18 protein-coding genes and 1 riboswitch are annotated in these 22,054 nt (G+C 70.3%); of the genes, 13 read left to right on the top strand and 5 right to left on the bottom strand.

From position 1 onward, the window contains the following. Positions 1–5: 5 nt before the first annotated feature. Positions 6–719 (top strand): response regulator transcription factor, encoded by a 714-nt coding sequence (locus D1J60_RS10375; RefSeq protein WP_125820898.1) that lies wholly within the window; start codon positions 6–8, stop codon positions 717–719. A gap of 145 nt (positions 720–864) precedes the next feature. Then, positions 865–3,993: an efflux RND transporter permease subunit gene (locus D1J60_RS10370; protein ID WP_125820897.1), complete on the top strand. Its 3,129-nt coding sequence runs from the start codon at positions 865–867 to the stop codon at positions 3,991–3,993. Between the two features lie 73 nt (positions 3,994–4,066). Here D1J60_RS10370 and nadA read toward each other — a convergent pair whose 3' ends face one another. Beyond that, positions 4,067–5,245: a quinolinate synthase NadA gene (nadA, locus tag D1J60_RS10365; RefSeq protein ID WP_125594508.1), complete on the bottom strand. Its 1,179-nt coding sequence runs from the start codon at positions 5,243–5,245 to the stop codon at positions 4,067–4,069. Positions 5,246–5,606: 361 nt separating this feature from the next. Here nadA and D1J60_RS10360 point away from each other — a divergent pair, with 361 nt between their 5' ends. Continuing rightward, a complete protein-coding gene (locus D1J60_RS10360) occupies positions 5,607–5,963 on the top strand; it encodes an iron-sulfur cluster assembly accessory protein (protein ID WP_030029080.1) in 357 nt (118 codons plus the stop codon). 109 nt (positions 5,964–6,072) lie between these two features. On the opposite strand, the gene D1J60_RS10355 is transcribed toward D1J60_RS10360, so the two are convergent. Beyond that, a complete protein-coding gene (locus tag D1J60_RS10355) occupies positions 6,073–7,515 on the bottom strand; it encodes a hypothetical protein (RefSeq protein ID WP_125820896.1) in 1,443 nt (480 codons plus the stop codon). Between the two features lie 97 nt (positions 7,516–7,612). Beyond that, positions 7,613–7,828 carry a hypothetical protein gene (locus D1J60_RS10350; protein WP_125594506.1) on the bottom strand — a complete coding sequence of 72 codons (216 nt, stop codon included), beginning with the start codon at positions 7,826–7,828 and terminating at the stop codon, positions 7,613–7,615. Positions 7,829–7,959: 131 nt separating this feature from the next. Here D1J60_RS10350 and D1J60_RS10345 point away from each other — a divergent pair, with 131 nt between their 5' ends. Further along, positions 7,960–8,940 (top strand): carbohydrate kinase family protein, encoded by a 981-nt coding sequence (locus D1J60_RS10345; RefSeq protein ID WP_125594505.1) that lies wholly within the window; start codon positions 7,960–7,962, stop codon positions 8,938–8,940. Between the two features lie 478 nt (positions 8,941–9,418). Here D1J60_RS10345 and D1J60_RS10340 read toward each other — a convergent pair whose 3' ends face one another. Then, positions 9,419–10,801, bottom strand: a complete 1,383-nt coding sequence (locus tag D1J60_RS10340) for a cysteine desulfurase/sulfurtransferase TusA family protein (RefSeq protein ID WP_125820895.1) — start codon at positions 10,799–10,801, stop codon at positions 9,419–9,421. Between the two features lie 304 nt (positions 10,802–11,105). On the opposite strand from D1J60_RS10340, the gene coxB reads away from it, so the two are divergent. The 4 genes from coxB (at position 11,106) to D1J60_RS10320 (ending at position 15,576) form a co-directional block, all read left to right on the top strand. After that, the gene (coxB, locus tag D1J60_RS10335; protein WP_125594503.1) at positions 11,106–12,080 is read left to right on the top strand and encodes a cytochrome c oxidase subunit II; all 975 of its coding nucleotides are present in this window, start codon (positions 11,106–11,108) and stop codon (positions 12,078–12,080) included. Further along, positions 12,077–13,807, top strand: coding sequence for a cytochrome c oxidase subunit I (gene ctaD, locus D1J60_RS10330; protein ID WP_125594502.1), 1,731 nt, complete (start codon positions 12,077–12,079; stop codon positions 13,805–13,807). The genes coxB and ctaD overlap by 4 nt, the downstream gene beginning before the upstream one ends. Continuing rightward, positions 13,804–14,202, top strand: a complete 399-nt coding sequence (locus D1J60_RS10325) for a cytochrome c oxidase subunit 4 (protein ID WP_125594501.1) — start codon at positions 13,804–13,806, stop codon at positions 14,200–14,202. The genes ctaD and D1J60_RS10325 overlap by 4 nt, the downstream gene beginning before the upstream one ends. Before the next feature lie 126 nt (positions 14,203–14,328). Next, entirely contained in the window at positions 14,329–15,576 is a 1,248-nt protein-coding gene (locus tag D1J60_RS10320) for an Ig-like domain-containing protein (RefSeq protein ID WP_125820894.1), read from the top strand. Positions 15,577–15,673: 97 nt separating this feature from the next. Here the strand turns inward: D1J60_RS10320 and D1J60_RS10315 are convergent, their stop codons facing one another. Next, positions 15,674–16,075, bottom strand: a complete 402-nt coding sequence (locus tag D1J60_RS10315) for a hypothetical protein (RefSeq protein WP_125594499.1) — start codon at positions 16,073–16,075, stop codon at positions 15,674–15,676. 186 nt (positions 16,076–16,261) lie between these two features. On the opposite strand from D1J60_RS10315, the gene D1J60_RS10310 reads away from it, so the two are divergent. The 5 genes from D1J60_RS10310 (at position 16,262) to trpD (ending at position 21,685) form a co-directional block, all read left to right on the top strand. Then, on the top strand, positions 16,262–16,882 hold the full coding sequence (locus D1J60_RS10310) for a heme-copper oxidase subunit III (RefSeq protein ID WP_007263684.1): 621 nt from the start codon (positions 16,262–16,264) through the stop codon (positions 16,880–16,882). 76 nt (positions 16,883–16,958) lie between these two features. Continuing rightward, on the top strand, positions 16,959–17,768 hold the full coding sequence (locus D1J60_RS10305; RefSeq protein WP_125594498.1) for a c-type cytochrome: 810 nt from the start codon (positions 16,959–16,961) through the stop codon (positions 17,766–17,768). Further along, complete coding sequence (locus D1J60_RS10300; RefSeq protein WP_125820893.1) at positions 17,765–18,823, top strand: Rieske 2Fe-2S domain-containing protein; 1,059 nt, start codon at positions 17,765–17,767, stop codon at positions 18,821–18,823. Before D1J60_RS10305 ends, D1J60_RS10300 begins: the two co-directional genes overlap by 4 nt. Beyond that, a complete protein-coding gene (locus tag D1J60_RS10295; protein ID WP_125594496.1) occupies positions 18,820–20,457 on the top strand; it encodes a cytochrome bc complex cytochrome b subunit in 1,638 nt (545 codons plus the stop codon). Before D1J60_RS10300 ends, D1J60_RS10295 begins: the two co-directional genes overlap by 4 nt. A gap of 163 nt (positions 20,458–20,620) precedes the next feature. Continuing rightward, a complete protein-coding gene (gene trpD, locus D1J60_RS10290; protein WP_125594495.1) occupies positions 20,621–21,685 on the top strand; it encodes an anthranilate phosphoribosyltransferase in 1,065 nt (354 codons plus the stop codon). Between the two features lie 88 nt (positions 21,686–21,773). Further along, a riboswitch (SAM riboswitch) is annotated at positions 21,774–21,890 on the top strand. The last annotated feature ends 164 nt before the right edge of the window (positions 21,891–22,054 follow it).

Raw genomic sequence — 22,054 nt, 5'->3', positions numbered from 1 at the left:
ACGGCATGACCGATCCCGCCGACGCCGGCCCCGCCCGCATCCGAGTCCTGCTCGCCGACGACCAGGCGCTGCTGCGCAGCGCGTTCAAGGTGCTCGTCGACTCCGAGGCCGACATGGAAGTCGTCGGCGAGGCCTCGGACGGCGCCCAGGCGTACGCCCTCGCCCGTGAACGGCGGGCCGACGTCGTCCTCATGGACATCCGGATGCCCGGCACCGACGGACTCGCCGCCACCCGCATGATCAGCGCCGACGCGGAGCTGTCGGACGTACGCGTCGTCATGCTGACGACCTTCGAGGTCGACGAGTACGTCGCCGCGGCCCTGCGCGCCGGAGCCTCCGGCTTCCTCGGCAAGGGTGCCGAACCCGACGAGCTCCTCAACGCCATCCGCGTCGCCCACGCCGGCGAGGCACTGCTCTCCCCGGCCGCCACCAAGGGGCTGATCGCCAGCTTCCTCGCGCAGGGCGGCCGCACAGACGCCCCCGCCTCCGGCTCCGCCCACGCCGAACGGCTCGCCACGCTGACCGGGCGCGAGCGCGAGGTCCTCGTACAGGTCGCCGGCGGGCTGTCCAACGACGGCATCGCCACCCGGCTGGAGGTCAGCCCGCTGACCGTGAAGACCCACGTCAACCGGGCCATGGCCAAGCTCGGGGCCCGCGACAGGGCGCAATTGGTGGTCATCGCGTACGAATCGGGACTGGTCCGGCCGCGCGCCGAGTGACCCGCGACGCACCGCAGTAGGACGGACTACTGCGGACGCGGTATGCCGCACATAAGGACGGCACCTGGGAGCGACGCAGCGGGCTTCCCGGGTACGGAAGGCTGGAGGGGCCCTCGCGAACGACCAGCAGAGAGATCCCACACCCATGTCCTGGCTGTCCCGCTTCAGCCTCACCCAGAGAGCGCTGGTCGGCCTCGTGTCGATCGTGGCGCTCCTGTTCGGTGCCATAGCCATCCCGCAGCTCAAGCAGCAGCTGCTGCCCTCCATCGAACTCCCGATGGTCTCCGTGCTCGCGCCGTACCAGGGCGCCTCGCCCGACGTGGTCGAGAAGCAGGTCGTCGAGCCGATCGAGAACACCCTCAAGGGCGTCGACGGCATCACCGGCATCACCTCGACCGCCAGCGAGGGCAACGCCCTCATCCGCGCCACCTTCGACTACGGCGACAGCGGCACCAAGCAGCTCGTCGCCGACGTCCAGCAGGCCGTCAACCGGGCCCGCGTCCGGCTGCCCGCCGAGGTGGACCCGCAGGTCGTGGCCGGCTCCACCGACGACATCCCGACCGTCGTCCTCGCCGTCACCTCCGACAAGGACCAGCAGGCGCTCGCCGACCAGCTGAACCGTTCCGTCGTCCCCGTCCTGGAGGACATCGAGGGAGTCGGCCAGGTCAGCGTCGACGGCGTGCGCGACCTCCAGGTCACCGTCACCCCCGACAACGCCAAGCTCGCCGCCGCCGGCCTCGACGGCGCCGCGCTGGCCGAGGGCCTGCGGGCGGGCGGTACGACCGTCCCCGCCGGCTCCTTCGACGAACAGGGCAAGAACCGCACCGTCCGCGTCGGCTCCGGCTACACCTCGCTCGCCCAGCTGGAGGACCTCCGGCTGACCCCGGGCCCCGGCAGGACCGCCGTCCGCCTCGGTGACGTGGCCGCCGTCAAGCAGGAGCCGGCCAGGGCCGATTCCCTCACCCGCACCAACGGCAAGCCCAGCCTCGCCCTCGTCCTGACCATGGACAAGGACGGCAGCGCCGTCGCCATCTCCGACGCCGTCAAGGACAAGCTCCCCGAGCTGCGCTCGACGCTCGGCTCCGGCGCCGAGCTGACCGTCGTCAGCGACCAGGGCCCGGCCGTCGCCCGCTCCATCTCGGGCCTGACCACCGAGGGCCTGCTCGGCCTCGCCTTCGCCGTCATCGTGATCCTGGTCTTCCTGGCCTCGCTCCGCTCGACGCTGGTCACCGCGGTCTCCATCCCGCTGTCCGTGGTCCTCGCGCTGATCGTGCTGTGGACCCGCGACCTGTCCCTCAACATGCTGACCCTGGGCGCCCTCACCATCGCCATCGGCCGGGTCGTCGACGACTCGATCGTGGTCCTGGAGAACATCAAGCGCCACCTCGGCTACGGCGAGGAGCGCGAGGCCGCGATCACCACCGCCGTGAAGGAAGTGGCCGGCGCGGTCACCTCCTCGACGCTCACCACCGTCGCCGTCTTCCTGCCGATCGGCCTCGTCGGCGGCATGATCGGCGAGCTCTTCGGCTCCTTCTCGCTCACCGTCACCGCCGCCCTGCTGGCCTCGCTGCTGGTGTCGCTGACGGTCGTGCCGGTGCTGTCGTACTGGTTCCTGCGCGCCCCCAAGGGCGTCTCGTCGGCGGACGCCGAAAGCCGGGCGAAGGCCCGCCGCGAGGCGGAGGAGAAGGAGGCCAACAGCCGCCTCCAGCGCTTCTACGTACGGGTCCTCGGCTTCGCCACCCGCCGCCGGCTGACCAGCGTCGCCATCGCGGCCGTCGTCCTCGTCGCCACCTTCGGGATGACCCCGCTGCTGAAGACGAACTTCTTCGACCAGGGCGACCAGGACGTCCTGACGGTCAAGCAGGAACTGCCCGCCGGCACCTCGCTGGCCGCCTCCGACGAGGCCGCCCGCAAGGTGGAGAAGGCCCTGGACTCCGTCGAGGGCGTCAAGGACCACCAGGTCACCGTGGGCTCCTCCGGGTTCCTCGCGGCCTTCGGCGGCGGTACGGGCACCAACCAGGCCTCCTTCCAGGTCACCCTGGACGACGCCGGGCAGTCCGACGCCGTCAAGAAGCGCATCCAGGACGCCCTCGGCACGCTCCAGGGCATCGGCGACACCTCCATCTCGGCGGGCGGCGGCTTCGGCAGCCAGAACCTGAGCGTGGTCGTCAAGGCCGGTGACGGCGCCGTCCTCGCCAAGGCCGCCGAACAGGTCCGCGCGCAGGTGGCCACCCTGAAGGACGTCACCGACGTCCAGAGCGACCTGGCCCAGTCCGTGCCCCGCATCTCGGTCACGGCCACCCCCAAGACCGCCGAGGCGGGCCTCAACCAGGCCGCGCTGGGCGCGATCGTCGCCCAGGCCGTCCGCGGCAACCCGGTGGGCAAGGCCGTGCTCGACAACACCGAGCGGGACGTCGTCATCCGCTCCGCGCAGCCGGCCACCACCCTGGCCGAGCTCCGGGCCCTGCCGGTCGGCCCCGCCAGGCTCGGTGACATCGCCGAGGTCAAGGAGGTCCCCGGTCCGGTCGCGATGACCCGGATCGACGGCGCCCGCGCCGCCACCATCACCGCCAAGCCGGTCGGCGACAACACGGGCGCGGTCAGCGCCGCGCTCCAGTCCAAGCTCAAGGCCCTGGACCTGCCCGAGGGCGCCACCGCCGCCATCGGCGGGGTCTCCGAGGACCAGGACGAGGCGTTCGCCTCGCTGGGCCTGGCCATGTTCGCGGCCATCGCGATCGTGTTCATGCTGCTGGTCGCGACGTTCCGCTCGCTGGTCCAGCCGCTGATCCTGCTGGTCTCCATCCCCTTCGCCGCCACCGGCGCGCTGGGCCTGCTCATCGCCACCGGCACCCCCATGGGCGTCCCCGCCATGATCGGCATGCTGATGCTCATCGGCATCGTGGTCACCAACGCGATCGTCCTGATCGACCTGGTCAACCAGTACCGGGCGCAGGGCCTGGGCGTCGTCGAAGCGGTCGTCGAGGGCGGCCGCCACCGCCTGCGCCCGATCCTGATGACGGCCCTGGCGACGATCTTCGCGCTGCTCCCGATGGCGCTGGGCGTCACCGGTGAGGGCGGGTTCATCTCGCAGCCGCTCGCGGTGGTCGTGATCGGCGGGCTGGTCAGCTCGACCCTGCTGACCCTGCTCCTGGTGCCGACGCTCTACACGATGATCGAGCTCCGCAAGGAGCGCCGCCGGGCGAAGCGCAAGGCCCGCCTCACGGTGGTCCCGTCCGCGGCGTCCGCCTCGGACGACAGCACGGTCAAGGTCTGAGGGACGTACGAAGGGGCCCCGGCCGGCGTCGACGACGCCGGCCGGGGCCCCTTCGCGTTCCGCTCCGCGACCGCTACGGCAGCGAGAGCATGCGCTCCAGCGCGAGCTTGGCGAAGCTCTCCGTCTCCTTGTCGACCTGGATCCGGTTGACCAGGTTGCCCTCGGCCAGGGACTCCAGGGTCCACACCAGGTGGGGGAGGTCGATGCGGTTCATGGTCGAGCAGAAGCAGACCGTCTTGTCGAGGAAGACGACTTCCTTGCCCTCCGGGGCGAATCGATTCGCCAGGCGGCGGACCAGGTTCAGCTCGGTGCCGATGGCCCACTTGGAGCCGGCCGGGGCCGCCTCCAGCATCTTGATGATGTACTCCGTCGAACCGACGTGGTCCGCGGCCGCCACGACCTCGTGCTTGCACTCGGGGTGCACCAGCACGTTCACGCCCGGGATCCGCTCGCGCACGTCGTTGACCGAGTCCACCGAGAACCGGCCGTGGACCGAGCAGTGGCCGCGCCACAGGATCATCTTGGCGTCGCGCAGCTGCTCGGCGGTCAGGCCGCCGTTCGGCTTGTGCGGGTTGTAGAGGACGCAGTCGTCCAGGGACATGCCCATGTCGCGGACGGCGGTGTTGCGGCCCAGGTGCTGGTCCGGGAGGAAGAGCACCTTCTCGCCCTGCTCGAAGGCCCACTCCAGGGCCTTCTTCGCGTTGGACGAGGTGCAGATCGTGCCGCCGTGCTTGCCGGTGAAGGCCTTGATGTCGGCGGAGGAGTTCATGTACGAGACGGGGACCGTCGCGCCGGCGACCCCGGCCTCGGTCAGCACGTCCCAGCACTCGGCGACCTGCTCGGCGGTGGCCATGTCGGCCATCGAGCAGCCGGCCGCGAGGTCGGGCAGGACGACCTTCTGGTCGTCCGAGGTCAGGATGTCCGCGGACTCGGCCATGAAGTGCACGCCGCAGAAGACGATGTACTCGGCCTCCGGCTTGGCCGCCGCGTCCTTGGCCAGCTTGAAGGAGTCGCCGGTGACGTCGGCGAACTCGATGACCTCGTCACGCTGGTAGTGGTGGCCGAGGATGAAGACCTTGTCGCCGAGCTTCTCCTTGGCGGCACGGGCACGTGCGACCAGGTCCGGGTCGGACGGCGAGGGCAGGTCGCCGGGACACTCCACCCCGCGCTCGCTCTTGGGGTCGGCCTCACGGCCGAGCAGCAGCAGGGCAAGGGGCGTCGGCTGGACGTCCAAAGGCTGGGCGGTGGTCACGACACGCACCCTTTCTGTTCTGCGACAAGGAATTCTGGGACTGCGGGGGGCTTTGATCGCCACTTCTCGTCTATTTGACGCTATCTATCATAGCCGCTTCACGTCACTTTGACGATGCCGATAGTGTCGATGTGACGCATTCGCCCGTTGCGGGGCCCCCGCGGGGCCGCTGCGGGGTACGCCACTCCACCGGTCCTCGTCACGGGGTCCACCGGGCCGCCGGGGTGTGCGAGCATGAAACGAGAAAACGAGGCGCCGGACCCGGAATGAAACCGCGGTCCCGCTGGTTGCCATCGACGGCAAGAGTCCGACGTTTCCCCAGCCACCGGCGGGGAGCCGCCCACTTCGGGAGTGAATGCAGATGTCCGTACAGGACGACAAGACCACTGTGAGCGACGGCATCCTCCTGTCCGACGCCGCCGCCGAGAAGGTCCGTACCCTGCTGGAGCAGGAAGGCCGCGATGACCTGGCGCTGCGCGTCGCCGTCCAGCCCGGCGGCTGCTCCGGCCTGCGCTACCAGCTCTTCTTCGACGAGCGCTCCCTCGACGGCGACGTCGTCAAGGACTTCGACGGCGTCAAGGTCGTCACCGACCGCATGAGCGCCCCGTACCTGGGCGGCGCCTCCATCGACTTCGTCGACACCATCGAGAAGCAGGGCTTCACGATCGACAACCCGAACGCCACGGGCTCCTGCGCCTGCGGCGACTCGTTCAGCTAAGCCTCGGGGGCGGCCCTCGGGGCTGTGCCTCAGGGCTGCACCTCAGCGGTGCGCCGAAGGGCCCGGGCCCGGTCGATTCCGACCGGGCCCGGGCCCTTCGCGCGTGCGCCTACTGGCGCGGGATCGGCTTGCCCGACGTGGCGTCGACCACCTTGCGGTCGCCGAGCGGCTGCTGGAGCGTCGCCGTCAGCGCCATCTCCTGCGCGATCATGATGCAGGCCTGGCCGGGCTTGTTCGGCGTGTCCGTGATCTTCACCAGGACCGAGGCCGCCTCCTCCCGGGCCTCCAGGGTGTAGGTGCTGCACACCCCGCCCCAGAAGTTCACCGTCAGCGTCCGGTCGGCCTGGGCGTACGAGAACCCGGGCACCGTGTGCGGCTTCGACGGCGCCGCGGTACCCGCGTCCTGCGCCGCGGCCGGCTGGGCCACCGTACGGCCCGGCCCGCCCTGCGAGCCCGCCACCTCGAACAGCCAGGCCGGCACGAGGCCCCGGCCGCCGTCCACGGTTCCCGCGACCAGCCCCAGCACGGCGCCCCGCACGCTCTCGGTCCGCGGCGGCTTCATCGGCCGCGGCTCCGGATTGCAGGGCAGGGTGTCCGTCGCGCCCGTCGGGGTGTCCGGCGTCAGCGGCACCGTCGTCGCGCAGCCGCTCGGGCCCGGGCCGGTGCCGTCGCCGCCGCCCTTGGCCGCCGCGTTGAGCCGCTCCAGAGCCTCGGCGGCCCCGACCACGGCCTGCTCGCCCGCACGGACCGGAGCCTTCAGCTCCCCGCTGCCCGCCACCACCGCGCCGTCGGCTCCGACGCTGACCTTGCTGGACCAGCCCTGGGTCGGGAGCCCGCCCACCACCGGGTCGGCGCTCACCACCCGGACGGAACCCTGGGTGAGGTGCGCGTCCACCCTGGCGTCGCCCTGCCCGGCGGCCGCGAGCACCGGCGCCGCGGCGGCCTTCGCCGCCTGCTCGGAGACGGGCTTCGCCGCGCCGGCACCCTCCTGGGGGCCCTGGGGGAGCGTGGCCGGGCCGCAGGTGTCCTTGCCGCGCACGCAGTCGTCCCCCACGCCGCCGCCGGCCTGGTAGCGCGAGAACGCCCAGGTGCCGGGGGCCTTGCGGGTCACCGTGAGCCGGGGCCCGGAGCCGTCGGCGGCCTCGCCCGCCTGCCAGGTGTCGCCGACCAGCCGGGGCACGCCCGCGACGCCGAGCGCCTTCGCGAGCCGGGCCACCTCGTCGGAGGCCACCTCCCCGGACGCGGCGAAGGCCGGCGCGGTACCCGGCCCGTCGGGCAGCTTCACGTCCGCCCGGTACGTCACCGGCCCGCCGGAGGGGTCCGGCTCACCGGGGGCGATGCCGGGGCCCGTCGGAGACCCGGCCGAGCGCGGCGCGACCGCCGCGCTGTCAGCCGTACGGGCCGTGCCGCCGCCCGAGCCGTCGCCGTACGCCGTCGAAGCCCAGTACGCCGTACCGCCGCCGGCCAGCAGGACGGCGGCCGCGATCGAGCCGACGGCCCAGGCGGGCCGCCGCCGTGTGCCGCGTGATGTGTCGGGTTGTTCGCTGGTCACCGCATCGCTCCTTAGCGTGTCCCGCCGTACGTGATGCGGGTGTGACGCGTCGGCCGCGAAACCGGTTCCCCTCGTTCCCCCGGACGCGCCGGGAGCCCTAGTCGCCGTACGCGGCGGTACCGGCGATCAGCCGGGCGGAGGCGGGCGGGACCCTGACCCCGTGGATCTGCGAGGGCGCCACCCGCCCCGGCCGGGGCTCCCGCTCCACGGCCCAGTGCGGAGCCATCCGGGCGCAGTCGCCGAGCAGCCGTGCGAAGCCGGGCCGCGCGTCGAAGGCGTGGTCCGCGTACCCGAAGCCATCGGTATAGGTCATGGGGGCACCGTATGGGCGCCATCCTGGGCGAAGGAAGTCCTACTACGGGGTAGTTTCGCCGGGTCGGCGTATGGGCGCGGACCCGGTAGTTTTGAATGTCACCCGCCGTCCTCCGCAGGAGCATCCACGCCGTGCGCATCGCAGTCACCGGCTCCATCGCCACCGACCACCTCATGACCTTCCCGGGCCGCTTCGCCGACCAGTTCGTCGCCGACCAGCTCCACACGGTCTCCCTCTCCTTCCTCGTCGACAACCTCGACGTGCGGCGGGGCGGCGTCGGCCCGAACATCTGCTTCGGCATGGGCCAGCTCGGCAGCCGCCCGATCCTCGTCGGCGCGGCCGGCTCGGACTTCGACGAGTACCGCGCGTGGCTGGACCGGCACGGGGTCGACACCGAGTCCGTCCGGATCTCCGAGGTGCTGCACACCGCGCGCTTCGTCTGCACCACCGACGCCGACCACAACCAGATCGGCTCCTTCTACACGGGCGCGATGAGCGAGGCCCGGCAGATCGAGCTCAAGGCCGTCGCCGACCGCGTGGGCGGCCTCGACCTCGTCCTCATCGGCGCCGACGACCCCGAGGCGATGCTCCGCCACACGGAGGAGTGCCGCACCCGCGGGATCCCCTTCGCGGCGGACTTCTCGCAGCAGATCGCCCGCATGGACGGCGAGAACATCCGCACCCTGATGGAGGGCGCGACGTACCTCTTCTCGAACGAGTACGAGAAGGGCCTCATCGAGTCGAAGTCCGGCTGGACCGACGAGGAGATCCTCGCCAAGGTCGGCACCCGCGTCACCACCCTCGGCGCGCAGGGCGTGCGCATCGAGCGCGTCGGCCACGAGCCGATCCTGGTCGGCTGCCCGGAGGAGACCGCGAAGGTCGACCCGACCGGCGTCGGCGACGCGTTCCGCGCGGGCTTCCTGACGGGCCTCGCCTGGGGCGTCGGCCTGGAGCGGGCCGCGCAGGTCGGCTGCATGCTGGCCACCCTCGTCATCGAGACCCTGGGCACCCAGGAGTACACCCTGGCCCGTGCCCACTTCATGGAGCGCTTCACGAAGGCCTACGGCGACGAGGCGGCCACCGAGGTCCGTGCGCACCTGGCCGTTTCCTGACGCGCCGCTCGCGCGGCTCGGCCCCTGGGGGCCACGCCTTTTCCCGCGCCGCTCGCGCGGCTCGGCCCCTGGGGGCCACGCCTTTTCCCGCGCCGCTCGCGCGGCTCGGCCCCTGGGGGCCTCCCCGGCTTCGCGCCGCTGCGCCGGACTCCGTCCGGTGGCCTGCGGGGCGGGGCCGGTTCGCGTGGCTGGGGCCGGTGGACGTGTGCGGCCGGGTGGGCCGCTGCGCGGGGCTGGTCCCCTACCCGCCCTTCCACCGTTCCCCGGGCGCTGCCCGGACCCGTTCCGGGCGCTCCGCGCCCGTCGCCTCAAACGCCGGCGGGGCTGACTTCAGCCCCGCCGGCGTTTGAGCCCCGGGGAACGGGCGAAGGGTGGGGCGGGGAGCAGCCCGCGCAGCGGCACACCACCCGCACACGACCCGCCGGCCCCCGCCACGCGAACCGGCGCAGCCGTGAGGCCGGCGCGTCGGCAAACGGCGTCAGCCCTCGCGGCGGACCCGGTACGCCACCGCCGCCCCCCGCGGGGATTCGCCCAGGTACGTGTGGCCGCGCATCGCGCACCACGCCGGGATGTCCAGGCGGGCCACCTCGTCGTCGGAGACGACCGTGACGGTGCCGCCGACCGGGACCGTGGCGATGGCCCGGGCCAGCTCGATCACCGGCTGCGGGCAGCGCAGGCCCAGCGCGTCGATCTCGACCGACTCCGCCACCGGGGGGACGGACGCCGCGGCCTCCGGGACGCCGAGCTTCTCCCGTACCCCCGCCACCGCGCCCGGCAGCACCTCCAGGAAGCCGTTGACCTCGTCGGCGGAGGTGCCCCGCGGCAGGGAGACCCGTACGTTCCCCTCCGACAGCACCCCCATCGCCCGCAGCACGTGACTGGGGGTCAGCGTGGAGCTGGTGCAGGAGGAGCCGGAGGAGACGGAGTACCCCGCCCGGTCCAGCTCGTGCAGCAGGGTCTCGCCGTCGACGTAGAGGCAGGAGAACGTGACCAGGTGGGGCAGGCGCCGGTCGGCGTCCCCGACCACCTCCACGTCGGGCACCAGCCGGACCACCCGCCGCCGCAGCCGGTCCACCAGGATCCGCAGCCGGGCCGCCTCCGCGTCCGCCTCGGCGCGCACCGCCCGCAGCGAGGCCGCCGCCGCGACGATGGCGGGCAGGTTGGCGAAGCCGGGGGAGCGGCCCGACTCCCGCTCGTCGGCGGGCCCTTGGCCGGAGAACCGGACCCCCTTGCGGACGGCGAGGAGGCCCACCCCGGGCGGGCCGCCCCACTTGTGGGCGCTGGCCGCCAGGACCGACCACGCGCCCTCCACCCGGCCCCACCCCAGCGACTGGGCGGCGTCCACCAGCAGCGGCACCCCGGCGGCCCCGCAGACCTCGGCCACCTCGGCCACCGGCTGGACCGTGCCCACCTCGTGGTTGGCCGACTGGAGGCACGCCAGAGCCGTGGTGGAGCCGAGCGCGGCCTCGTACCCGGCGGCGGAGACCGCGCCGAGCCGGTCCACCGCGACCTCCGTCACGGTCCCGCCGGCCGCCGCGTGCGCGTCCGCCGCATGGAGTACGGAGCTGTGCTCCACCGCCGACACGACCAGATGGCCGCCCACCCGCCGGCGGCCCCCGAGCACGCCCGCCATGCCGGTGTGAACCGCGTGCGTCCCCGAAGGAGTGAACACGAGCTCGTCGGCGCGGCATCCCACCGCCTCGGCCGCCGCCTCGCGCGCCGCGTCCAGCAGCAGCCTGGCCCGCCGCCCCTCCCGGTACAGTCGGGCGGGGTCCGCCCAGCCCTCGTCCAGGGCGGCCTGGAGCGCCTGCCGGGCCACGGGGTGCAGGGGAGCGGCGGACGCGGTGTCGAAGTACGGCATCCGGCCACGGTAGACGGCGGCCGCAGACAGGGCGGGGCCGCCCCGCGCGCGTCCGGTTCAGGGACCGTCAGATGCCGTCCGGAGCCCGCCCTTCAGGGCCGTCCGGCCCGTCCCCCGTACGGCGGATCCATCCCTTCGGGGGCAGTAGCGGCGCGTTGGGCACCCTCCCCGCGCGACCCCAAATAGCGTCCAGTAGGGTTTGGTCCGCATAAACATCCAAACCCCTGCCTGCGTCAGGGCCGGCGACCGACCCGAACACGGCCGCGGCCGGCCGCGCGGGCCGAGACTCTCGGGAAGGCGCTACGTGAGTCCCTACGGCTCCGACCGCTCGCCGCGGCGCCCGATGCGGCGGAAGCTGCTGCAGGCGCTGACTGCGGGCGTGGTCCTGGCGACCGCCACTGGTTGCTCGTACACCTGGAAAGACTTCCCCCGCCTCGGAATGCCCACCCCGGTCACGGAGGAGGCGCCTCGCATCCTCTCCCTGTGGCAGGGATCCTGGGCGGCCGCTCTCATCACGGGCATCCTGGTGTGGGGCCTGATCATGTGGAGCGTCATCTTCCACCGGCGTAGCCGGACGAAGATCGAGGTCCCCGCGCAGACCCGGTACAACATGCCCATCGAGGCGCTGTACACCGTGGTCCCGCTCATCATCGTCTCGGTGCTCTTCTACTTCACCGCGCGTGATGAGTCGAAGCTGCTCTCCCTCTCCGCCAAGCCGGCGCACACGATCAACGTGATCGGCTTCCAGTGGAGCTGGGGCTTCAACTACGTCGAGAACGTCGACGGCGATGCCGCTACCCCGAAGGCGGGCGAGACCCCCAAGGAACTCGCCTCCCTCCCGGACCGCTTCATCAAGGACTTCCCGGCGGGCGCCGAGGGCGTCTACGAGAAGGGCGTTCCCGGCGACCGGAACCCCCAGACCAACAACCCGGGGCCGACCCTCTTCCTGCCCAAGGGCGAGAAGGTCCGCTTCGTCCTGTCGTCGAACGACGTCATCCACTCCTTCTGGGTGGTGCCCTTCCTGTTCAAGCAGGACGTCATCCCCGGCCACACCAATGTCTTCGAGGTCACCCCGACCCAGGAAGGCACCTTCGTGGGCAAGTGCGCCGAGCTCTGCGGTGTCGACCACTCCCGCATGCTCTTCAACGTGAAGGTCGTCTCCCCGGCGGAGTACAAGGCTCACCTGAAGGAGCTCGCGGAGAAGGGGCAGACCGGCTTCCTGCCGGCCGGCATCAAGCAGACTGACCCCGCCCGGAATGCGGAAGTGAACAAACTGTGAGCATCCTCAACGAATCCCAGGGTGCCGCCGCAGCTGACTCGTACGAGAACGAGCTGCCGGTGCGGCGCAAGCAGCCGGGCAACGTGGTCGTGAAGTGGCTCACCACCACCGACCACAAGACCATCGGCACGATGTACCTGGTCACGTCGTTCGTGTTCTTCCTGATCGGCGGCCTGCTGGCGCTCTTCATGCGCGCCGAGCTGGCCCGTCCGGGCACGCAGATCATGTCGAACGAGCAGTTCAACCAGGCGTTCACCATGCATGGCACGATCATGCTGCTGATGTTCGCGACCCCGCTGTTCGCCGGCTTCGCCAACTGGATCATGCCGCTGCAGATCGGCGCGCCCGACGTGGCGTTCCCGCGGCTGAACATGTTCGCGTACTGGCTGTACCTCTTCGGTTCGACCATCGCGGTGGCCGGCTTCGTCACCCCCTCGGGTGCCGCCGACTTCGGCTGGTTCGCCTACTCCCCGCTGTCGGACGCCGTCCGTTCGCCGGGCATCGGCGCCGACATGTGGATCATGGGTCTGGCCTTCTCCGGCTTCGGCACGATCCTCGGCTCGGTCAACTTCATCACCACGATCATCTGCATGCGCGCTCCCGGCATGACGATGTTCCGCATGCCGATCTTCACCTGGAACGTGCTGCTGACCGGTGTCCTGGTCCTGCTCGCCTTCCCGGTCCTGGCCGCCGCGCTCTTCGCGCTGGAGGCCGACCGCAAGTTCGGTGCGCACGTCTTCGACGCGGCCAACGGCGGCGCGTTGCTGTGGCAACACCTCTTCTGGTTCTTCGGACACCCAGAGGTGTACATCATCGCGCTGCCGTTCTTCGGAATCGTCTCCGAGATCATCCCGGTCTTCTCCCGCAAGCCGATGTTCGGCTACATCGGTCTGATCGCCGCGACGATCGCCATCGCCGGCCTCTCGGTGACGGTGTGGGCCCACCACATGTACGTCACCGGCGGTGTGCTGCTGCCGTTCTTCTCCTTCATGACCTTCCTGATCGCGGTACCGACCGGTGTGAAGTTCTTCAACTGGATCGGCACCATGTGGAAGGGCTCGCTGTCCTTCGAGACCCCGATGCTCTGGACGATCGGCTTCCTGGTCACCTTCACCTTCGGTGGTCTGACCGGCGTCATCCTGGCCTCGCCCCCGATGGACTTCCACGTCTCCGACTCGTACTTCGTCGTCGCGCACTTCCACTACGTCGTCTTCGGCACCGTGGTGTTCGCGATGTTCGCCGGCTTCCACTTCTGGTGGCCGAAGTTCACGGGCAAGATGCTGGACGAGCGTCTCGGCAAGATCACCTTCTGGACGCTGTTCATCGGCTTCCACGGCACCTTCCTCGTCCAGCACTGGCTGGGCGCCGAGGGCATGCCGCGCCGCTACGCGGACTACCTCGCGGCCGACGGCTTCACCATGCTGAACACGATCTCGACCATCAGCTCGTTCGTGCTCGGCCTGTCCTTCCTGCCGTTCATGTACAACGTCTGGAAGACGGCCAAGTACGGCAAGAAGATCGAGGTCGACGACCCGTGGGGCTACGGCCGTTCGCTCGAATGGGCGACGTCCTGCCCGCCGCCGCGGCACAACTTCCTCACCCTGCCGCGCATCCGCAGCGAGTCGCCGGCGTTCGACCTGCACCACCCGGAGATCGCGGCCCTCGACCACCTCGAGGACCACGCCCCGGCCAAGGCCGTCACCGGTGGCAAGGAGGCCGGCAAGTGAAGATCCAGGGCAAGATGTTCCTCTGGCTCTCCGCCTTCATCCTGATCATGACCGTCGTCTACGGCGTCTGGTCGAAGGAGCCGGTCGGAACCACCGCTCTCGCGCTGGCCTTCGGCCTGAGCGCCATGATCGGCTACTACCTGGCCTTCACGGCCAAGCGCGTGGACGAGATGGCCCAGGACAACCTGGAGGCCGACGTCGCGGACGAGGCCGGCGAGCTGGGGTTCTTCTCCCCGCACAGCTGGCAGCCGCTCTCGCTGGGCATCGGTGGCGCGCTCGCGTTCATGGGCGTCGTCTTCGGCTGGTGGCTCATGTACTTCTCGGCCCCGATCATCCTGATCGGCCTGTGGGGCTGGGTGTACGAGTACTACCGCGGTGAGAACCAGAACCAGTAAGCACCGGCGGTACGAGCGTTCACGAGCAGTACTGAGGGGCCCGGACACCTTTTCGGAGGAGTCCGGGCCCCTCGTTTGCAGTCACCCCGCGCGCTGGATTTGTCATATCTTCATAGCGTTGGGCGCATGAAGCACTCACCGCGTCTTTGGACGGTACTCAGCTGCTCCCTGCTGGTCGCGTCCCTCGGGGCCGGCGTCACCGCATGCGGGTCCGGCGACAACAACCCGCTGTCCGCCCGCCCGTACGACGCGGGCGACCAGATCGCCTTCAACCAGCCCCCGGGCGGCCGCCCCACCGACCCCGACAAGCCGCTGGAGGTCACCGCCAAGGGAGCCGAGGCGCGGATCACCGACGTGATGGCCGTCGACACCCACGGCCGCCGCCTGGCGGGCGAACTGTCGGCCAAGGGAGACCGCTGGCACAGCACCGTCCCCATGGCGGCGGGCGTGCGCTACACGGTCCTCGTCAGCACGGAGGACCAGCGCGGCGCCCCCGGGCAGCGCACGCTGAGTTTCGAGACCACCCCCGCCAAGAAGGTCCTCAAGGTCGAATTCGGCCCGGACGAGGGCAAGTACGGCGTCGGGCAGCCCCTCACGGCCGAACTCAACGAGCCCGTCAAGGACAAGGCCGCACGCGCCATCGTCGAACGGGCCCTGGTCGTCGACGCGCCCGCCGGCGTCGAGGGCGCCTGGCACTGGGTGGACGACAAGAACCTGCACTACCGCCCGAAGGACTACTGGCCCGCCCACACCACCGTCTCCGTACGGAGCAACCTGGAGGGCATCAAGGTCTCCGACGAGCTCCACGGAGCCTCGTCCAAGCCGCTGAAGCTGGAGATCGGCGACCGCGTCGAGGTCACCACCGACGCCGCCTCCCACTACCTCACCTTCGAGCGCAACGGCGAAGTGATCAACACCATCCCGGTGACCACCGGCAAGCCCGGCTTCTCCACCCGCAACGGGGTCAAGGTGGTGCTCGGCAAGCAGTACTTCGTCCAGATGCGCGGCGACACCGTGGGCATCGGCGGCAGCGAGTACTACAACCTGCCCGTCTACTACGCCACCCGCGTCACCTGGAGCGGCGAGTACGTGCACGCCGCGCCCTGGTCGGTCGGCTCCCAGGGCTACGAGAACGTCAGCCACGGCTGCACCGGCATGAGCACCGGCAACGCCGCCTGGTTCTACGAGAACATCACCGAGGGCGACATCGTCAAGGTGATCAACAGCATCGGCGACGACATGGACACCTTCGGCAACGGCTTCGGCGACTGGAACATGGAGTGGAAGGAGTGGCGCGAGGGCAGCGCCCTCCTCAAAGGCACCCAGGAAGGCCGCAGCCCCGTCGACCAGGCGCGACTGCGCCCCACCGTCTGAGAGCCCCGCAGAAGGCCGCACGGGCCCGCTGCCCGGCCGACAGGCCGGGCAGCGGGCCCGTGGTCCGCAACCGGGCGCCCCGGGCGCCCCAGCAGCCTCAGGCGGCCGACGACAGCCGCGACCGCAGCAGCCCCGCGAGGGTGGCGGGGAATTCGACCGGGTCCACCGGAAGGGTGACCGCCGCGTCCGCCCGGCTCCACGTGGCGAGCCACGCGTCCTGGGGGCGCCCCATCAGCAGCAGCACCGGGGGGCACCGGAAGATCTCGTCCTTGATCTGCCGGCACACGCCCATGCCCCCGGCCGGCACCGCCTCGCCGTCCAGCACGCACAGGTCGACGCCGCCCGCGTCCAGCTCCTTGAGGACCGCTGGAAGCGTGGCGCACTCCAGGAACTCCACCGGCGGCAGGTCCGCGGCGGGCCTGCGCCCGGCGGCCAGCCGCACCTGCTCCCGGGTGCCCGCGTCGTCGCTGTAGACCAGAACCCGCGCAGTCGCCCGCATTTCGTCCTCCACCCGGCCGTGAATCACGCTGATGATGCGCGGGATGCTACTCCGTCCGACCGGCTGTCAACATCGGTTCCGCAAGCCTCGCGAGCGCTCCGCTGATGGGCCGTTCGGGCCTTGCACACCCCCCTGACACTCCGAACGGCACCCCCCGGGGTGAGGGCGGGATAAGCGACCGACATAATGTCGGTCGTGGCGACAGCAACGACAGTAGATACCGGGCACGCGCACCCGACGGTCAATCGGCCGAACCTCGTCAGCGTCGGAACCATCATCTGGTTGAGTTCCGAGCTGATGTTCTTCGCGGCCCTCTTCGCGATGTACTTCACCCTGCGATCCGTGACGGGTGCCGAGTACTGGACAGAGCAGGCCGAGGCCTTGAATCTGCCCTTCTCGGCGACGAACACCACGATCCTGGTGCTCTCCTCCCTCACCTGCCAGCTCGGCGTGTTCGCCGCCGAGCGCGGTGACGTGAAGAAGCTCCGGACGTGGTTCATCATCACGTTCGTCATGGGTGCGATCTTCATTGGCGGCCAGGTGTTCGAGTACACCGAGCTGGTCAAGCACGAGGGCATGTCCCTCTCGTCCGGCCCGTACGGCACGGTGTTCTACCTGACCACCGGCTTCCACGGTCTGCACGTGACGGGCGGTCTCATCGCCTTCCTGCTGGTCCTCGGCCGGACGTACGCGGCCAAGAGGTTCACCCACGAACAGGCCACGTCGGCCATCGTCGTGTCCTACTACTGGCACTTCGTCGATGTCGTCTGGATCGGCCTCTTCGCGACGATCTACCTGATCAAGTAGCGATCACGTCGCCGGGTACCGCTCGGCACACCGTCCAGAAACACCGACGCAGAAGATCCTGACACCGGGGTAATCCGTGAAAAAGCTCTCCGCACGACGACGCCATCCGCTGGCGGCGGTCGTCGTTCTACTCTTCGCGCTGGCGGTCACGGGGGGGCTGTACGCCGCCTTCGCGCCCGCGGGCAAGGCGCAGGCCGATGAAACCGCCCAGTCCCTCGCCATCGAGGAGGGCAAGAAGCTCTACGCCGTGGGCTGCGCAAGCTGCCACGGAACCGGCGGTCAGGGTTCCACTGACGGCCCCAGCCTGGTCGGCGTCGGCTCCGCGGCCGTCGACTTCCAGGTGAGCACGGGCCGCATGCCCGCCCAGCAGCCCGGCGCCCAGGTGCCGAAGAAGCCGAACATCTACACCCAGCCCCAGATCGACCAGCTCGCGGCGTACATCGCGTCCCTCGGTGCCGGCCCGATCACGCCGACCGAGAAGCAGTACGACCCGGCCGGTGCCGACATCGCCGCTGGTGGCGAGCTGTTCCGCAACAACTGCGCGCAGTGCCACAACTTCACCGGCGAGGGTGGCGCGCTGACGCTCGGCAAGTACGCCCCGAACCTCGAGGACGTCGAGCCGAAGCACATCTACGAGGCCATGCTCACCGGCCCGCAGAACATGCCCTCCTTCCCGGACAGCACCATGCCGGAGAAGCAGAAGAAGGACATCATCGCGTACCTCCAGAACGTCAACGGCGAGAAGTCGACCAGCCCCGGCGGCCTCAAGCTCGGTGGCCTCGGCCCCGTCTCCGAGGGTCTGTTCGGCTGGATCTTCGGTCTGGGTGCGCTGATCGCTGTCGCCGTCTGGGTCGCGGCCCACACCGCTAAGGCCAAGAAGTCATGAGTAGCCAAGACATTCCCGAAGACAAGCACCTGCCGAGCGAGCAGGGCGACGCGCACCACGGTGCCGTAGCGGTCGCGGACGACCCGTTCGCGGACCCCGGCCTCCCGGTCCACAGGCCGCGCATCCAGGACATCGACGAGCAGGCCGCCAAGCGGTCCGAGCGTACGGTCGCGATGCTCTTCACGCTGTCGATGCTCGCCACGATCGGCTTCATCGCCGCGTACGTGGCCATCCCCGTCGACAAGATCGTTTTCATCTTCCCCGTCGGGAAGGTCAGCGCGCTGAACTTCGCGCTGGGTCTGACGCTCGGCACGGCCCTGTTCTGCATCGGCGCCGGCGCGGTCCACTGGGCCCGCACGCTGATGTCCGACGTCGAGGTCGCCGACGAGCGCCACGAGATCGCCGCCTCCCCGGAGGTCAAGGCGAAGGTCATGCAGGACTTCGCCGACGGTGCGAACGAGTCCGGCATCGGCCGCCGCCCGCTGATCCGCAACACGATGCTCGGCGCGCTGGCCCTGCTGCCGCTCTCCGCCGTCGTGATCCTGCGCGACCTGGGCCCGCTGCCCGAGGACAAGCTGCGCAAGACCCTGTGGTCCAAGGGCAAGCTGCTCATCAACCAGAACACGATGGAGCCGCTGCGTCCCGAGGACGTCCTGGTCGGTTCGCTGACCTTCGCCATGCCGGAAGGCCTGGAGGAGGACCAGCACGACTTCCAGACGCAGATCGCCAAGGCCGCCCTGATGATCGTCCGCATCAAGCCGGAGGACATCAAGGACAAGCAGGAGCTGGAGTGGTCCCACGACGGGATCGTGGCCTTCTCCAAGATCTGCACCCACGTCGGCTGCCCGATCAGCCTGTACGAGCAGCAGACGCACCACGTGCTCTGCCCGTGCCACCAGTCCACCTTCGACCTCTCCGACGGCGCCCGCGTCATCTTCGGCCCGGCCGGTCACGCGCTTCCGCAGCTGCGGATCGGTGTGAATGACGAAGGCTTCCTCGAGGCGCACGGCGACTTCGAAGAGCCCGTCGGTCCTGCATTCTGGGAGCGCGGATGAGCACCTCCACGAACACCTCGGCCGGCCCGGCGCGCAACGCGTCGCGCGGCGAGCGCGTAGCCGACTGGGCGGACGGCCGCCTGGGCATCTACGGCCTCGCCAAGGCCAACATGCGCAAGATCTTCCCGGACCACTGGTCCTTCATGCTGGGTGAGATCTGCCTCTACAGCTTCATCATCATCATCCTCACGGGTGTGTACCTGACGCTGTTCTTCCACCCGAGCATGAACGAGGTCGTGTACCACGGCTCGTACGTGCCGATGCAGGGCGTCATGATGTCCGAGGCCTTCGCCTCGACCCTGGACATCAGCTTCGACGTCCGCGGTGGCCTGCTGATCCGCCAGATCCACCACTGGGCGGCGCTGATCTTCGTCGCGGCCATGGTCGTGCACATGATGCGCGTCTTCTTCACCGGCGCGTTCCGCAAGCCGCGTGAGGTCAACTGGATCTTCGGCTTCCTGCTGCTGGTCCTCGGCATGTTCACCGGTTTCACCGGTTACTCGCTGCCGGACGACCTGCTCTCGGGTACCGGTGTCCGCTTCATGCAGGGCGCCATCCTGTCCGTCCCGGTCGTCGGCACCTACCTGTCGATGTTCCTCTTCGGCGGGGAGTTCCCGGGCGGCGACTTCGTCGCGCGCTTCTACTCGGTGCACATCCTGCTGCTGCCCGGCATCATGATGGGCCTGCTGGTCGCGCACCTGATCCTGGTGTTCTTCCACAAGCACACCCAGTTCGCCGGCCCCGGCAAGACGAACAACAACGTCGTCGGCATGCCGCTGCTGCCCGTCTACATGGCCAAGGCCGGAGGCTTCTTCTTCCTGGTCTTCGGTGTCATCGCGGCCATCGCGGCGATCGCCTCGATCAACCCGATCTGGGCGCTCGGCCCGTACCGCCCGGACCACGTGTCCACCGGTGCGCAGCCCGACTGGTACATGGGTATGCCGGAAGGCCTCATCCGAGCCATGCCGGGCTGGGAGATCAACCTGTGGGGCCACACGCTCGTCCTGGGCGTGTTCATCCCGCTGCTGCTCTTCCCGCTGGTCCTCGGCGCCATCGCCGTCTGGCCCTTCATCGAGTCCTGGGTCACCGGCGACAAGCGCGAGCACCACATCCTGGACCGCCCGCGCAACGTCCCGACCCGCACGGCCTTCGGTGTCGCCTGGATCGCGGAGTACATCGTGCTCCTCATCGGCGGCGGCAACGACATGTTCGCCCAGTACTTCCACCTGTCGATCAACTCGATCACGTGGTTCGTCCGGATCGGCTTCTTCGTCGTCCCGGTCCTGGCGTTCATCGTCACCAAGCGGATCTGCCTCGGCCTCCAGCGCCGCGACCACGACAAGGTGCTGCACGGTCGCGAGACCGGCATCATCAAGCGCCTGCCGCACGGTGAGTTCGTCGAGGTCCACGAGCCGCTGTCGCAGGGCCACCTGCACAAGCTCACCGCGCACGAGCAGTACAAGCCGATCGAGATCGGCCCGACGGTCGACGAGAACGGCGTCGAGCGCAAGGTGACGCGCGGCGAGAAGCTGCGGGCGAAGCTCAGCAAGGGCTTCTACGCGGAGAACAACCAGATTCCGAAGCCCACGGTGGAGGAGTACAAGGAGATCCAGTCCGGCCACGGCCACCACTGATCTCCGGCACGACCGCTTGAGGGACCGGCCCGTCCGGTCCTGGTGTCGCCACGGCGAGAGCCCCGTCCAGTCGCTGGACGGGGCTCTTTGCCGTCTCCGGGGCTGGATAGGCTGAGATCCTTCCCATCGGACGTACGACCCCGACGAGCAGCAGGAGCTGACCATGAACGTTGCGACCCCGGCAGGCGGCGACAGCGTGGCGGCCCGCGGCTGGCCGGGCATCCTGGAGGCGCTGCTCACCCGTCAGGACCTCGTCGCCGAGGACACCGCCTGGGCGATGGAGCGGATCATGCGGGGCGAGGCCACGGACGCGCAGATCGCGGGCTTCGCGGTGGCCCTGCGGGCCAAGGGCGAGACGGTCGCCGAGTACACCGGGCTGGTCCGCACGATGTACGCCCACGCCAACGTGATCGAGGTGCCGGGGCGGACCGTGGACATCGTCGGCACGGGCGGCGACGGCGCCAAGACGGTCAACATCTCGACCATGTCCGCCATCGTGGCCGCCGGCGCCGGAGCCAAGATCGTCAAGCACGGCAACCGGGCGGCGTCCTCCGCCAGCGGCTCCTCCGACGTCCTGGAGAAGCTCGGCGTCAACCTGGCCCTCACCCCGCAGCGGGTGGCGCAGGTCGCCGAGGAGGCCGGCATCACCTTCTGCGCCGCGGTGGTCTTCCACCCCGCCCTGCGCTACGCCGCCTCGGCCCGCCGCGACCTCGGGGTGCGCACCGCGTTCAACGGCCTCGGCCCGCTCACCAACCCGGCCCGCGTCACGGCGCAGGCGGTCGGAGTGGCGGACGCCCGGCTGGCCCCGATCATGGCCGGGGTGCTCGCCGGGCGGGGGACCTCCGCCCTGGTGTTCCGCGGGGACGACGGCCTGGACGAGCTGACCACCACCGGGACCTCGCGGGTGTGGTGGGTCCGCGACGGCGAGGTCACGGAGCACGCCTTCGACCCGCGTGACGTGGGCCTCGGCACGGTCGACATCTCGGCCCTGCGCGGCGGCGACCCCTCGTACAACGCGGACGTCGCCCGCCGCCTGCTGGCGGGGGAGACGGGCCCGGTGCGCGACGCCGTCCTGCTGAACTCGGCGAGCGCCCTGGTGGCGCTGGACCCCGGCACCGGCACGCTGGAGGAGCAGCTCGCGGCCGGCATGGCCCGTGCGGCGGAGTCCATCGACTCCGGGTCCGCGCGCGCGGTGCTGGACCGCTGGGTGGCGGCCAGCAACCGCTGAGGCCGGGTTCCCTTCCGGTCACGGCCCCGGTCCACGATGTGGACCGGGGTCTTGCGCGTGCGGGATCTTGTGGCAGGATGCTCTCCAAGGTCACGAGTGACAGCGTTTAGGCCCCGGCTTGCTGTCCGGCAACCCTCCTTCCGTGGCGGGGTGCCCCGGGTGATGACCAGGCCGTAGGCAGCGAGGTCTACGGCAAGCGCGGATCCCTCGACACCAGGGGTCCTGGTCTCTCGAGGAGCGTTTTCCGTGAGCAAGCGAATGCGATAGGGCGAATCCGCCCCTTCTTCAACCCTCGGATCAGGGTGCCTTCCGCGTACCCCCGATCAGTCCGAGGACCTTCCCGTACCCCCTGACGGCCGCCGCCGCGCG

Source organism: Streptomyces sp. W1SF4, from assembly GCF_003950035.1.
GTDB lineage: Bacteria > Actinomycetota > Actinomycetes > Streptomycetales > Streptomycetaceae > Streptomyces > Streptomyces racemochromogenes.
The sequence above is the reverse complement of the archived record's forward strand: the minus strand, read 5'-3'. Positions and strand labels throughout refer to the sequence as shown.

Excerpts from the sequence above, each read along its gene's own strand:
- trpD (WP_125594495.1), top strand. The coding sequence starts at position 20,621 with ATGAACGTTGCGACCCCGGCAGGCGGCGACAGCGTGGCGGCCCGCGGC.
- D1J60_RS10375 (WP_125820898.1), top strand. The coding sequence starts at position 6 with ATGACCGATCCCGCCGACGCCGGCCCCGCCCGCATCCGAGTCCTGCTC.
- D1J60_RS10360 (WP_030029080.1), top strand. The coding sequence starts at position 5,607 with ATGTCCGTACAGGACGACAAGACCACTGTGAGCGACGGCATCCTCCTG.
- D1J60_RS10310 (WP_007263684.1), top strand. The coding sequence starts at position 16,262 with ATGTCGGTCGTGGCGACAGCAACGACAGTAGATACCGGGCACGCGCAC.
- D1J60_RS10315 (WP_125594499.1), bottom strand. The coding sequence starts at position 16,075 with ATGCGGGCGACTGCGCGGGTTCTGGTCTACAGCGACGACGCGGGCACC.
- D1J60_RS10295 (WP_125594496.1), top strand. The coding sequence starts at position 18,820 with ATGAGCACCTCCACGAACACCTCGGCCGGCCCGGCGCGCAACGCGTCG.
- D1J60_RS10340 (WP_125820895.1), bottom strand. The coding sequence starts at position 10,801 with ATGCCGTACTTCGACACCGCGTCCGCCGCTCCCCTGCACCCCGTGGCC.
- D1J60_RS10350 (WP_125594506.1), bottom strand. The coding sequence starts at position 7,828 with ATGACCTATACCGATGGCTTCGGGTACGCGGACCACGCCTTCGACGCG.
- D1J60_RS10320 (WP_125820894.1), top strand. The coding sequence starts at position 14,329 with ATGAAGCACTCACCGCGTCTTTGGACGGTACTCAGCTGCTCCCTGCTG.
- D1J60_RS10370 (WP_125820897.1), top strand. The coding sequence starts at position 865 with ATGTCCTGGCTGTCCCGCTTCAGCCTCACCCAGAGAGCGCTGGTCGGC.
- D1J60_RS10300 (WP_125820893.1), top strand. The coding sequence starts at position 17,765 with ATGAGTAGCCAAGACATTCCCGAAGACAAGCACCTGCCGAGCGAGCAG.